We start from the raw sequence: 13,162 nt of genomic DNA, 5'->3' as shown, positions 1-13,162 counted from the left end.
TTAGGGGCGCGGGGAACTGCGCGAGCAACCACACACCACCCGCACCCGACCTCACACCTCACGCACCCCCCACACCCCCACCCATCAACCCCCGTACGGCCTCCTCCTCTTCGCCTCGCGCAAGGCCTGGGCCCACCAGGACAGTTGGTCCAGCATCAACCGGGTCGCGGTGTTCGGGGCGGTCGGGTCCTTGAGGTGGCCGGTCTCGTCGAAGGAGGCGTGGGCGTTGTGGAAGGAGACCGTGTCGCGGACGGTGGTGGCGTGGAGTTCGGCGAAGACCTGCCGGAGGTGTTCCGCCGCCCGCAGGCCGCCCGACATGCCGCCGTAGGAGACGAGCGCGACCGGCTTGGCACGCCATTCATGGAAGTGCCAGTCGATGAGGTTCTTGAGGGCCGCCGGATACGAGTGGTTGTACTCGGGGGTCAACACGATGAACGCCTCGGCCGCCGCCAGCTTCGGCGTGATCTCGGCCAGCCGCTCCGTCGCCTCCGGGGTCGTGGCGAACGTCGTCGGCAGGTCGGCCTCGGCGACATCCACCACGTCGACCTCGAAGCCGTCGTGCTCCCGCACCCGGCCGAGCAGCCACTCGGCGACCACCGAGCCGAAACGTCCGGTGCGGTTGCTGCCGATGACCAGCGTCACCCTGACCGGGACGGCGGAGGAGGGGGCTGTGTGCGCTTGGGGTTCCATAGCGGTCTTCATGGCGACCACCCTCGTACCTCGACCTGACTTGAGGTCAAGCCGTATCCACGACCGCCCGCACCACCACCCCGGTCACCCGTTCACACCCCCGCCGCCCACCCAACCCGTTCCCCTCTCCGCCACCCCCACCCCCACCCCGCTGACCTGCCCAAACACCTCCCCCTCCGGCCTCCGCCCCCACCTCCCCGACACCTGTTCACGGCATTTCTGACGCCCCCTCAGGAAGCGCCGACGCCGATGTGCCCCTTACCTCGGAAGAGAACGGAGGACTCTCGGAGGAGCGCACGATGCGACGTACCGCCCGGCCGCTGACCGTAACCGCGCTCGCCCTCGCCTTCGCGGCCCTCCCCGCCGCCCCCGCCCACGGCGGCGAGGGCACCGGGCGACTCGAACTGTCCCCCACGGGTGTCACACCCGGCGACGAGGTCACCGTCCGTACGGCGGCCTGCGGCGCGGACGGTACGGCGACAGGGGACGCCAGCGCGGTCGGCGCCGCCTCCTTCTCGCTGGCACCCGGCGAGGGCCAGGGGCGGCTCGACGGACGGTTCGAGGTGCCGCCGAGCGCGCAGCCGGGGACGTACGAGATCGCCGCGACCTGCGCCGACGGAGGCCGCCGGGTCACCGGCGACCTCGTGGTCTCGCTCACCGGCACGCACACCGCGCCGCCGACGTATCCGAGAGGAAGTGTGAAGACGGGGGTCGGTGGCGCACTCGGTCCCGACCCCGTGCAGACCGCGGCGGGCGTGGCGGCTCTGGCCGTCGCCGCCGCGGGCGGTACCTGGCTCCTGCATCGCCGGGCGAGAGGCGACGGGATCTGACGGACACCCTCCGCCGTCCGTCCGCCGGTACCGCCGTCCCCTCCTCCCCTCCGGACCCGACGCCCCTCGCGGCCCGGAGGGGAGGAACAAGGGGAGGGAGAGAAAGACGAGAGAGAAGAGAGTAGGGACCGGGGAGTGTCCCGCCCTGCACGGCCCGTACGGCGCGGCCTCCGCTCCCCCGTACGGCCCGAGAGGAGGTTTCGTGCGTCGGCTCGCCAACGCCGTCATAGCCGGGGTCACCGTGGTCGCCCTCTGTTCCGGCGCGTGGCTGCTGCGCAGCGGCACCGCGTCGCACGCGCCACCGCAGCCGTCGGCCGCACAGGCACATATCCGTTCCGGTACGTCCCAGGAACCGAGCGCGTCGAATGGGTCCTCAAGTCCGTCGAGTTCGTCGAGTTCGTCGAGTTCATCGGGTGTCCCCGGAGTCGACGGGTCCGCCGCCGCCCCGCTGCCGCCCTCTCCGCCCGACCGGATCCGTATCCCCTCCCTCCGCGTGGACGCGCCGCTCATGGGGCTCGGCCTCACGGCCGCCGGCAGTCTCGATGTCCCGCCCGCCGAGAAGGAGAACCTCGCGGGCTGGTACGAGGCCGGCACCACGCCGGGTGAGCGGGGCACCTCGATCGTCGCGGGGCATGTGGACAACGCCGACGGTCCGGCCGTCTTCTTCGCCCTCGGCGCGCTGAAGCGGGGCGCCACCATCGAGGTGGACCGGCGGGACGGCGGGGTCGCGGTGTTCACGGTGGACGCGGTGGAGGTGTACGACGCCCGGGACTTCCCCGACGAGAAGGTGTACGGGGCGGCGGCGAGGCCGGAGTTGCGGGTCATCACCTGCGGCGGCGGATATTCGAGGTCGACCGGCTACCAGGGCAACGTGGTCGTCTTCGCACACCTCACGGGCAGCCGCGTCAGCTGATCCCCCCTGAGCAGCAAGGGGCGCAGCCCCCGCTTCTCAGGGGCGCGGGGAACTGCGCGACCAGCCCTCACCGGACCCGCACCCGCCGAACAACCGAACCCCCCGCTCCCGCTCACGCCCCGGCTCACGCCACCCACTGCTCGTACCCCATCTTCGCCACCAGCGTGAACACCACCGTCAGCAGCACCACCCGCACGAACCCGCTGCCCTTCTTCAGCGCGGTCCGCGCACCCACGGTCCCGCCGACCAGGTTGAAGACCGCCATCAGCGCCGCCAACTGCCAGTACACCGTGCCCTTCCAGGCGAACGTGGCGAGGGCACCGGCGTTGGTGCAGCAGTTGACGATCTTGGCGGTGGCGGAGGCGGTGACCAGGTCGAGGTGGAGGACGGCGGTCAGGGCGAGGACCAGGAACGTACCGGTGCCGGGGCCGATGAGACCGTCGTAGAAGCCGATGCCGACGCCCGCGAGGCCGATCGCGGCGAGAACGCGGCGCGCGGAGACGGGGCCCGTGGCGGGGGCCGTCGTGCCGAAGGAGGGGCGCAGGATCACGAAGGCGCCCACGCCGAGCAGGACGACCATGACCACCGGCTTCAGGATCTCGGTGCTCATGCCGGCGGCCACGAACGCGCCGGCCGTGGATCCCGCGAGCGCGGCCAGACCGATCCGTACGGCGATCTTGACGTCGACGGGGGTGCGGCGGGCGTACGTCACCGCCGCGCCCGTCGTGCCGACGATGGCGACCGCCTTGTTGGTGCCGAGCGCGTACTGCGCGGCCGAGGCGCCGTTCGGCAGGCCCAGGAGGAGGGTCGGGAGGAGCAGGAGCCCGCCGCCGCCCACCACGGCGTCGATCCAGCCGGCCGCGAGGGCGGCGAGGCAGAGGAGAACGACCATGGTCAGCGATATGTCGGGCATGATCGCGACCCTATGGGGTGGGATAGGTGTGCCGTCCATCGACCTGAGGATCTTCTGAGGTTCGGTGCCGCCGTCGCTCACCGCCGCCCCGCGCCCACCCCCAACCTGCGGCCCCGGCGCCCGCCCGAGGTGACCTGCCCCACCCCTCGCCGTACGCGCCCCGGCGCGCTCGTCGCTCCCCGCGCCCTCGCCCGCCCTCCCGTATACGCCCGCGCGGGCCTCGTATCGCCAGGTCAGCAGCGTGATCCGGGGTGTCCTCACACCCCACCCCGCTCTTCCGGAAACCCCTCACACTCCCCTGGGGGCCACAGGGAGGGCAGCGTTCCTCGTGGGAAACAGATGCGATGCGGTCGGGTAACACCGGCACCGCACGCTCAAGGACATGACCTCGAATGAGCGTGTGGTGGTGATCGGCTCCGGCCTCGCGGGCGTACGTCTCGCCCGGCGGCTCGGAGAGCTCGGCATGCCCGCCACGCTGGTGGGCGAGGAGGAGCACACACCGTACAACCGGGTGCTGCTCGCCGAGGTCCTGGCCGGGCGGTACGCGCCCGAGGTCATCGCGTTGCCCGCGCCGGCCGAGCTGACGCGCGGCCGGGTGGTCCGTATCGACCGCGAGATGCGAGCCGTACATCTCGCGGACGGTACGGAGATCGCGTACGACCGGCTGGTCCTCGCGACCGGCTCGAACCCGGTGCTGCCGCCGCTGCGCGGCCTCTGGGACCCGGAGCGGCACGAGTTCCCCGACGGGGTGCACGCCTTCCGGACCATGGACGACTGCCTGCGTCTTTCGGAGGCGGTACGGCCGGGGGTGCGGGCCGTCGTCATCGGCGGCGGGCTCCTCGGGGTCTCCGCCACCCGCGCACTCGCCCTGCGCGGCGCCCAGGTGGTCCTCGCCCAGCAGGGCGAGCGCCTGATGGAACGTCAACTCGACCCGTCCGCCTCGAAGTTGGTCCGCCGGCATCTCACCGACCTCGGCGTCGAGGTACACACCGAGACCCGGGTACGGGCGGTGCGCAGCGTCGGCGGGACCGTACGGTCCGTGGAGATGGCCGACGGGTACGCGCTCGACGCGGACCTGGTCGTCATCGCCTGCGGGGTCCACCCGCGTGTCGGTCTCGCCCAGGAGGCGGGGCTCGCGGTGCACAAGGGCGTCATCGTCGACGAGGAGCTGCGCAGCTCCGACCCGCGCATCCACGCCATCGGCGACTGCGCCCAGTTCGAGGGCACGGTGTACGGGCTCGCCACCCCGGCGCTCGAACAGGCCGACATACTCGCCGAGTTGATCGCCGGGGACGCCGACTCCCGTTACACCGGCACCCGCGCGCTGACCCGGCTGACGCTCGCCGGGGCGGACTTCCTCGACCTCGCCGCGTTCGGCGAGCCCGAGCCCCGGCCCGGTGACGACGTCATCCAGCTCACCGACGCCACCCGAGGCACCTACCGCAAGGTCGTCGTCCGCGACGACCGGCTGGTCGGCGGTGTGCTCGTCGGCGAACTCGGCACCGTGGGCGCGCTCGCCCGCGCCTGGGAGGGAGCGGAGCCGCTCCCCGCGAACGGCGCTCCCCTGCTCCACCTGCTCACCAACGATGGAGGCTCCTGAATGTCCGCCACCCTGGGGGCCACCCCCACGATCGTGCTCGTCGGCCACGGCATGGTCGGCCAGCGCTTCCTCGAAGCGCTCGCCGAGCGCGGCCTGACCGCCACACACCGCGTGGTCGTGCTGTGCGAGGAGCCCCGCCCCGCGTACGACCGGGTGGCGCTCACCTCGTACTTCGCGGGCAAGACGCCCGAGGACCTGTCGATGACCGACATGGAGTTCATCGAGACGCACGGCATCGAGCTGTTCGTCGGTGACCCGGCGGAGACCATCGACCGCGAGGCCAAGAAGGTCACCGCGCGTTCCGGGCAGGTCTTCGAGTACGACACCCTCGTCCTCGCCACCGGCTCGTACCCCTTCGTGCCGCCCGTCCCGAACAAGGACGCCACCGGCTGCTTCGTCTACCGCACGATCGAGGACCTGCTCGCGATCGAGGAGTACGCGAAGACGGCCGAGGTCGGTGCCGTCGTCGGCGGCGGTCTGCTCGGACTGGAGGCGGCCGGGGCGCTGAAGGGCCTCGGACTCACCTCCCACATCGTGGAGTTCGCGCCCCGGCTGATGCCGGTGCAGGTCGACGACGGCGGTGGCGCGGCCCTGCTGCGCACCATCGAGGACATGGGCCTGTCCGTGCACACGGGCGTCGGCACGCAGGAGATCGTGGTCGACGAGGCCGGTGCCGTCACCGGTATGAAGCTGTCCGACGGCTCCGAACTCAGCACCGACCTGGTGGTGTTCTCCGCCGGTGTCCGCCCCCGCGACCAGCTGGCCCGCGACTGCGGTCTGACGGTCGGCGAGCGCGGCGGCATCGCCGTCGACGAGCAGTGCCGTACGGCCAACGACCCGCACGTCTTCGCGATCGGCGAGTGCGCGCTGGCCTCCGACGGCCGGGTGTACGGCCTGGTGGCCCCCGGGTACGAGCAGGCGGAGACGGCCGCGGCCACCATCGCGGCGGACGAGGCCTCGTTCACCGGCGCCGACATGTCCACGAAGCTGAAGCTGCTGGGCGTGGACGTCGCCTCCTTCGGTGACGCGCACGGCGCGACCGCCGACTGCCTGGACGTCGTGTACTCCGACTCCCGCTCGGGCGTCTACAAGAAGCTGGTCATCGGCCGCGACGGCGAGCTGCTCGGCGGCATCCTGGTCGGCGACGCGGAGGCGTACGGCACACTGCGGGCCTTCACCGGCTCCGTCCCGCCGGTCTCCCCCGAGTCCCTGGTCCTCCCGGCGGGCTCCGGCGGCGGCGCGCAGCTCGGCCCATCCGCGCTGCCGGACGAGGCGATCATCTGCTCCTGCCACAACGTCTCCAAGGGCGCGATCCGCGGCGCGGTCACCGACCACCAGTGCACCACCGTGCCCGAGGTCAAGAAGTGCACCAAGGCCGGTACGGGCTGCGGCAGTTGCGTCAAGGTCCTCGGCCAGCTCGTCACCGCCGAGCTGGAGGCCAGCGGTGTCGTCGTCGACAAGGGCCTGTGCGGCTGCTTCTCGCAGACCCGCGAGGAGCTGTACGAGATCGTCCTCGCCCTGCGCATCAACACGTACCAGGACCTGCTGGACCGCTACGGCCGCGACGGCGCCAAGGGCGGCGACGGCTGCGAGATCTGCAAGCCGGCCGTCGGCTCGATCATCGCCTCCCTCGCCCCGACCATCGGCGCCAGCGGCTACGTCCTGGAGGGCGAGCAGGCGGCGCTGCAGGACAGCAACGACCACTTCCTGGCCAACCTCCAGAAGAACGGCTCGTACTCGGTCGTCCCGCGCATCCCCGGCGGTGAGATCACCCCCGAGGGCCTGATCGTGATCGGTGAGATCGCCCGCGACTTCGGCCTCTACACGAAGATCACCGGCGGCCAGCGGATCGACATGTTCGGCGCACGCGTCGAGCAACTCCCCATCATCTGGGCCCGGTTGGTGGACGCCGGCTTCGAGTCAGGGCACGCCTACGGCAAGTCCCTGCGTACGGTGAAGTCCTGCGTCGGCCAGACCTGGTGCCGCTACGGCGTCCAGGACTCGGTCCGGATGGCCATCGACCTGGAGCTGCGCTACCGGGGGCTCAGGTCGCCGCACAAGCTCAAGTCGGCGGTCTCCGGGTGCGCCCGTGAGTGCGCCGAGGCCCAGTCGAAGGACTTCGGCATCATCGCGACGTCGAACGGCTGGAACCTGTACGTCGGCGGCAACGGCGGCGCGACCCCGCGCCACGCGGACCTGCTGGCCCAGGACCTCGACGACGCCCAACTGATCAAGCTGATCGACCGTTTCCTGATGTTCTACATCCGCACGGCGGACCGCCTGGAGCGCACGTCCACATGGCTGGAGCGGATTCCCGGCGGCCTGGACCACATCCGGGACGTGGTCGTGGAGGACTCCCTCGGTATCTGCGAGGAGTTGGAGTCCCTGATGACGGCGCATGTCGCGAACTACGCCGACGAGTGGGCCTCCACCATCAACGACCCCGAGAAGCTCGCCCGGTTCGTGTCCTTCGTCAACGCCCCCGACACCCCGGACCCGGTCGTCGGATTCGTGCCCGAGCGCGACCAGATCAAGCCCGACCTGCCGCTGCTGTCCATCGGTCTGCGGCCCGCCGCCACCGAAGAAGTCCTGGAAGGAAGCGCCCAGCGATGACTCTCGCTCCCGAGAAAACCGATGTGAAGGTCCAGCTGCGGCTGGCGGACGGCTGGTTCACGGTCTGCGACCTGGCCCTGCTGATCCCGGGCCGCGGCGTGGCCGCCCTGCTCCCCGACGGCAACCAGGCCGCGCTGTTCCTCGACCGCGCGGGCAAGCTGTACGCCATCGACAACCGCGACCCGTTCGGTGGCGCCGCCGTCCTCTCCCGCGGCCTCACCGGCAGCCACCAGGGCCGCCCGTTCGTCGCCTCCCCCCTCCTGAAGCAGCGCTTCGACCTGGAGAGCGGGCAGTGCCTGGACGACGAGACGGTACGGATCACGACGTACGAGGTGCGGGCTTCGTGACGTGGCGCCGCTGAGCCGGCGGCGCTGAGCCGACACGTACGTGCGCGTGGCGCGCGGGCCGCATGAGGGTGCGGTTCGCGTGCCACGCGCCTGTTCGTGCGGGTGGGCGGGGGCGCGGTCGTGGCCTCGTGGCCGTGGCCGGGCGTCAGGTCTTCAGCTCGTCGTACGTGATTCCGGTGAGCCGCTCCGAGGCGGTCCAAAGGCGTTCGCCCGCCTGGTCGTTGAGCGTCCAGGGGGCTCGGGTGGACGGTCCCGGGGCGCCGCGCCACATCGCGAAGGACGGGCCGATGAAGGAGTCGGGGCGTACGCCGGGGGCGGTCGCCGCGTACAGCGTGGGCAGGGCGCCGGATGCGGCGGACTGGGCGAAGAGGCGGTTGCCGACGCGCATGAAGCGCTCGACGCCCTTGCGGCCCTCGGCGGAGGGGCCGGCCGTCTGGAGGTTGGTCGCCGCGTAGCCGGGGTGAGCGGCGGCGGCGACGATCTGCGAGCCATTCGCCGCCAGTCGGCGGGCCAGCTCGTGGGTGAAGAGCAGATTCGCGGTCTTGGAGCGGCCGTAGGCGAGCCAACGCCCGTACTTCCGCTCGCTGTTGAGGTCGTCGATGTCGATGTTCGCCCGTAGGTGCATACCGCTGGAGACGGTCACGACGCGGGCCCCGGGGGTGGCGAGGAGCAGCGGCAGGAGCAGGCCGGTGAGGGCGAAGTGGCCGAGGTGGTTGATCCCGAACTGCGTCTCGAAGCCGTCGGCCGTGCGGCTCTGGGCCACGGCCATCACGCCCGCGTTGTTGACCAGCAGGTCCAGCCGGTCGCTCGCGTGTGTGTACGTCTCCGCGAAGTCCCGGACGGAGTTCAGGTCTCCGAGGTCGAGTCGGATCAACTCGACGCTTCCGTCCGGGACTTCGGAACTCATCCGCTCCAGTGCGGCGGCGCCCCGCTCCGGGCTGCGGCAGGCGAGGATCACGTGGGCGCCGCGGTGGGCCAGTGCGCGGGCCGCGGCGTATCCGATGCCGCTGTTGGCACCGGTCACGACGGCCGTGCGGCCACGCTGATCGGGGATGTCGCCGACGTTCCAGGTTGCCATGAGCGCCGCCTTCCCGAAGGGTTCGTCAGCCGTTCTCAGCGTAGTCCCGCCGGGGGTGTTGCGGGAGGTGTGACGGCCGCGGGTGCGTGGGGGCTGGCCGCGCAGTTCCCCGCGCCCCTGAAAAACAGGGGCTACGCCCCATGCTTTCCAGACCCGCAACCCCGTCACCTTCCATGCCCACCGGCCTGCCGCCTTCAGGCCCACCAGCCCGCCGCCTTTCAAGCCCACGGCCTGCCGCCTTCAGGCCCACCGGCCCGTCACCTTTCAAGCCCACCGGCCCGTCGCCTTCAGGCCCACCGGCCCGTCACCTTCCAGGCCCACCGGCCCGTCGCCTTTCAGGCCGGCGGGGCGTGGTCTTTCAGGCCCGCAGGGGCCTGAATCTTTAGGGGCGCGGGGAACTGCGCGAGAAGCCCCACCGGGCCCGCGGCCGACAACGAACCCCACCCGGCTACTCCTGTCCTGGCATGGGGCGGGTGTCGAGGTAGAACCACTCCGCCGTGGGGCCGGGCCCACCCCCGGGAGGCATCGGCCCCATACCCCCCACCGCCGCCGTACCGACCGTCGCGTAGTCCCACACCTCCGCCGCCGCCATCCCCACATCCGGCTCAGGCACAGACACCGGCTCAGGCACAGACACCGGCTCAGGCACAGACACCGGCTCAGCCGCCGCAGGCACCCTCGTGCCGGTGTCCGTCAGATCCGGCATCAACAACTCCACCCGCAACCCAGCCCCCCGCTGCTGCGCCACGAACTCCTCGACCTGGCTGCGGCAGGCATGGTCGAGATGGGTCACCCCGAGCAGATCGAGCCGGATGCGCGGCTTGCCGGAGGCCGCCGCGCCCTCCAGCGCGTCGATCAGCTTCGGCAGCCGCAGAAACGTCGCGTTGCCCGCCATGACGACCTTCGCCGTGTCGTCCTCGATGTGCTGCCGGACGACGGTCTGCGACATCCGCAGCGCGGCCAGCACCACCCCCGCCGCCAGCCCGAACAGCACCCCTTCGAGCAGCGCGGTCACCGTGATGACCAGCGTCGTCAGCGTCATGACCGCGAACTCGCCCCGGTCCTGCCGCCACATCTTCGGGAACTCGTCCGGCGCGAACAGTTTCCACCCGCTGTGCACGAGGACACCCGCGAGCACCGAGATCGGGATCAGCGCCAGCACCTGCGGCAGCAGCAGCGCGAAGGCGAGCAGCCAGAGGCCGTGCAGCGTACGGGAGAGGCGGGTCTTGGCGCCGGCCTGGACGTTCGCCGAGCTGCGCGCGACGACCGCCGTGATGGGCAGTGCGCCGAGGACGCCGGCGATCGTGTTGCCCGCGCCCTGGGCGATCAGCTCGGTGTTGTAGCGGGTGCGCGGGCCGTTGTGCATCCGGTCCACGGCGGCGGCGGTGAACAGGCTCTCCGCCGACGCGATCACGGTGAACGTGAGGATCGCCGTGATGATCCCGGCGTCGGCCAGCCCGGACAGCTGCTCGGCCCCGGGTACGTCCACGGACGCCAGCAGATTCCCGACCTGGAGCGTCTTCACCTCGACGCCCGGCAGCGAGGCGACCGCGATCCCGATCCCGACGGCCACGAGCGCGGCCGGGACCTTCCTGACCGGCCCCGGCACCTGCTTCCACAGGAAGCTCAGCACGATCGTGACGATCCCGAGCCCGGCCGCGATCAGCGCCTGAGGGTTCGTCACGGTGTCGGCGATCAGCCCGGGGACGCCCGCCATGTTCTCCAGGGGCGTGCCCGGCGCCTTGGAGTCGGACATCGGGTACAGCTGGCTGAACATCAGCGGCAGTCCGATGCCCGCGAGCATGCCCTGCACGACGGCGAGGGAGATCGCCTGGAACATCCGGCCCAGTTTCACCAGGCCCAGCACGATCTGGAGGATGCCGGAGAAGAGGACGATCACGCCGAGCATCGCGACGCCGAACTCCATGACCGTCTCCGCGACGAGCGCCGCGAGACCGGCCGCCGGGCCGCTGACCTGGAGGGTGCTGCCGCGCACCGCGCCGACGACCAGACCGCCGATCACCCCGGAGATGATGCCCAGTTCGGCCGGCACACCGGAGGCCACGGCCACACCGATACAGAGCGGCAGCGCGACGAGGAAGACGACGAGGGACGCGGTGATCTCGGTGGCGAAGTCGATACGGCCGCGCGGCGCACCGCCACCGGAGTCCTTGGGGCCGACGTTCGGTTCCGGTGAACCACCCGCGAACTCGCGCACGTCGGGGGCATAGCCCGGCATGGCCGGCGTAGGCGTAGGTGTAGGTGTGGGGGTGGGGGTGGACGTGGACGTGGACGTGCTCCAGAACCGGTCCGTCATGCCGGTCGTATCGGCCTGACCGTTGCCGACCGCCGCCCTGCGGGCGCCCGCCGCATGCCGTCGTCCGTGCGCGCCGCTCATGAACCGTGCACCTGGAAGCCGCCGTCCGCGTCCAGTTCATGGACCTTGCCGGTGTCGATCTCGTAGTACCAGCCGTGCAACCGGAGCCGCCCGGCGTCGAGTTGCTGTCGGGCGACGGGGTAGTCGCGCAGGACGGCGAGCTGGTTGCGGATGTTGAGCTGGACGACCTCGCGCAGGGCGGGGTCACCGCCGTCACCGCCGAGCACCGGTTCGAGCGCGGGCCGGGCGTAGTCGAGCCAGGCGTCCACCCTGGGCAGGCCGGACAGGTCGGCACCGTGCTTCAGCGCGCCCATCGCACCGCAGTGGGAATGACCACACACCACGAGGTCCTGAACGCCGAGCACCTCCAGCGCGTACTCGATGGTGGCGGCCTCACCGGAGGCGGCCCCGTACGCGTCGTGCGGCGGCACGATGTTGCCCGCATTTCGCAGCTCGAATATCTCGCCGGGCCGCGCCCCGGTGATCAGGGCGGGAATCACCCGCGAGTCCGAGCAGGTAATGAACAGCGCCTCGGGAAATTGCCCGACGGCGAGTTTCCGGTATTCATCGCTCTCGAAGTCGACCCGTCGCTTGAACGACCGGGCGCGATCCAGCAACGCCTTCATCCTGCCTCCCTGAAGCGGTTCCGACCAGCCAGAACGACCAGCTGGGACGACCGTAGGACGGCGATGACCAGAGGAAGGTTAAGAGAACACTAAAGCGGCGCCAGGTTTTCCACAGATTTCGGCCAGACACCCCTTCACCGCAGGTCGGGCGACCGAATACAAGCGGTTTCTGAGGGTCATTTCACAATGCTCCGGATTCCTTGCACGTTCTTGTTCGGTCTCTTGTAGCGTGACGCCCCACAGCACGGGTCTCGTGTTGTCCCGACTTCTTGGAGAGACAGGCGGCCATGGGCGTACGAGTGCTGCTCATCGAGGACGACGAGACGATCGCCGAACCGCTCGCCGACGGGCTGAGGCACTTCGGCCTGACGGTCCACCACGTGGCCACCGGCGCGGACGGGTTGAGAGGTCCGCACGGCGATGTCGTCCTGCTGGATCTCGGTCTGCCCGACATGGACGGCATCGACGTCTGCCGCGGCATCCGCCGGACCTCCGACGTCCCCATCATCATCCTCAGCGCGCGCGGCGAGGAGGCCGACCGTGTCCTGGGCCTCGAACTCGGCGCCGACGACTACCTGGCGAAACCATTCAGCATCCGCGAACTGGTCGCCCGGATACGGGCCGTGTCCCGACGCCATCTGCGACCGGGGGGCGGGGTCGCGGCCGGGGTGGTCGCCGGGGTCGTGGTGGCTGAGGAAGGCGTCGAGAGGGGGGTCGGGGGCGGCTTCGGGATGAGGGCCGGGGTCGGGGACGACTTCAGGGCGAGGGCCGGGGTCGGGGACGGTGCGGGTGTCGGTTTCGGTGCCAGTGCTGACGCCGGTGTCGGCGTCGGCGCCGGGAGTGAGGCGTACGCCCAACGGGACTCGTCCGCAGAGGAGTTGGTGAGCCAGTGGGATTCGACCACCGGGGAGGGCGGCGCCGGTCCCGGGGGTCGGTCCGGGCGGGGTCTCGGGGCCGGCTTCGGAACCGACTTCGGAGCTGAGAGCGACTTCTCAGCCGCGAGCGACTTCGGGGCCGGCAATGCTCACAGGACCGGCAATGCTCACGGGGCCGGGAACGCTCGTGGGGCCGGGGTCGATTTCGCGGTGGCGAGCGACTTCGCGGCCGAGAGCTCAAGCCGTGTCGGCGACGAGGGTGCGGGCGCCGGGGACGGGCGCGCCCGTAGGACCGGCTTC

The 13,162-nt window shown here is 71.2% G+C and carries 10 protein-coding genes and 1 pseudogene; 6 read left to right on the top strand and 5 right to left on the bottom strand.

Going from position 1 to position 13,162, the window contains the following annotated elements:
- Positions 1-84 precede the first annotated feature (84 nt).
- The gene (locus ABT147_RS08345; RefSeq protein ID WP_351403439.1) at positions 85-702 is read right to left on the bottom strand and encodes an NADPH-dependent FMN reductase; all 618 of its coding nucleotides are present in this window, start codon (positions 700-702) and stop codon (positions 85-87) included.
- Positions 703-989: 287 nt separating this feature from the next.
- On the opposite strand from ABT147_RS08345, the gene ABT147_RS08340 reads away from it, so the two are divergent.
- A complete protein-coding gene (locus ABT147_RS08340; RefSeq protein ID WP_351403438.1) occupies positions 990-1,520 on the top strand; it encodes a GVDTG sorting domain-containing protein in 531 nt (176 codons plus the stop codon).
- Between the two features lie 202 nt (positions 1,521-1,722).
- Complete coding sequence (locus tag ABT147_RS08335; protein ID WP_351403437.1) at positions 1,723-2,433, top strand: class F sortase; 711 nt, start codon at positions 1,723-1,725, stop codon at positions 2,431-2,433.
- A gap of 124 nt (positions 2,434-2,557) precedes the next feature.
- Here the strand turns inward: ABT147_RS08335 and ABT147_RS08330 are convergent, their stop codons facing one another.
- Positions 2,558-3,346, bottom strand: a complete 789-nt coding sequence (locus tag ABT147_RS08330) for a sulfite exporter TauE/SafE family protein (protein ID WP_351403436.1) — start codon at positions 3,344-3,346, stop codon at positions 2,558-2,560.
- Between the two features lie 382 nt (positions 3,347-3,728).
- On the opposite strand from ABT147_RS08330, the gene ABT147_RS08325 reads away from it, so the two are divergent.
- From ABT147_RS08325 to nirD, 3 genes are read left to right on the top strand one after another with little or no spacing between them, the layout of a single operon-like run.
- Positions 3,729-4,946 (top strand): NAD(P)/FAD-dependent oxidoreductase, encoded by a 1,218-nt coding sequence (locus ABT147_RS08325; RefSeq protein ID WP_351403435.1) that lies wholly within the window; start codon positions 3,729-3,731, stop codon positions 4,944-4,946.
- Complete coding sequence (nirB, locus tag ABT147_RS08320) at positions 4,947-7,559, top strand: nitrite reductase large subunit NirB (RefSeq protein WP_351403433.1); 2,613 nt, start codon at positions 4,947-4,949, stop codon at positions 7,557-7,559.
- On the top strand, positions 7,556-7,906 hold the full coding sequence (gene nirD / locus ABT147_RS08315; protein ID WP_351403432.1) for a nitrite reductase small subunit NirD: 351 nt from the start codon (positions 7,556-7,558) through the stop codon (positions 7,904-7,906). The genes nirB and nirD overlap by 4 nt, the downstream gene beginning before the upstream one ends.
- 145 nt (positions 7,907-8,051) lie before the next feature.
- On the opposite strand, the gene ABT147_RS08310 is transcribed toward nirD, so the two are convergent.
- The 3 genes from ABT147_RS08310 to ABT147_RS08300 form a co-directional block, all read right to left on the bottom strand.
- Complete coding sequence (locus tag ABT147_RS08310; protein ID WP_351403431.1) at positions 8,052-8,984, bottom strand: oxidoreductase; 933 nt, start codon at positions 8,982-8,984, stop codon at positions 8,052-8,054.
- A gap of 448 nt (positions 8,985-9,432) precedes the next feature.
- Positions 9,433-11,223, bottom strand: a complete 1,791-nt coding sequence (locus ABT147_RS08305; RefSeq protein WP_502983058.1) for a SulP family inorganic anion transporter — start codon at positions 11,221-11,223, stop codon at positions 9,433-9,435.
- Positions 11,224-11,378: 155 nt separating this feature from the next.
- Positions 11,379-11,987 (bottom strand): carbonic anhydrase, encoded by a 609-nt coding sequence (locus ABT147_RS08300; protein ID WP_351403429.1) that lies wholly within the window; start codon positions 11,985-11,987, stop codon positions 11,379-11,381.
- A 287-nt stretch (positions 11,988-12,274) separates the two neighbouring features.
- Here ABT147_RS08300 and ABT147_RS08295 point away from each other — a divergent pair.
- Positions 12,275-12,631: pseudogene (locus tag ABT147_RS08295) on the top strand (response regulator transcription factor); the annotation flags it as partial.
- Positions 12,632-13,162: the final 531 nt, after the last annotated feature.

This window comes from Streptomyces sp. NPDC001868 (assembly GCF_040297125.1).
Lineage (GTDB): Bacteria > Actinomycetota > Actinomycetes > Streptomycetales > Streptomycetaceae > Streptomyces.
This window is presented reverse-complemented; position numbering and strand designations above follow the sequence as displayed.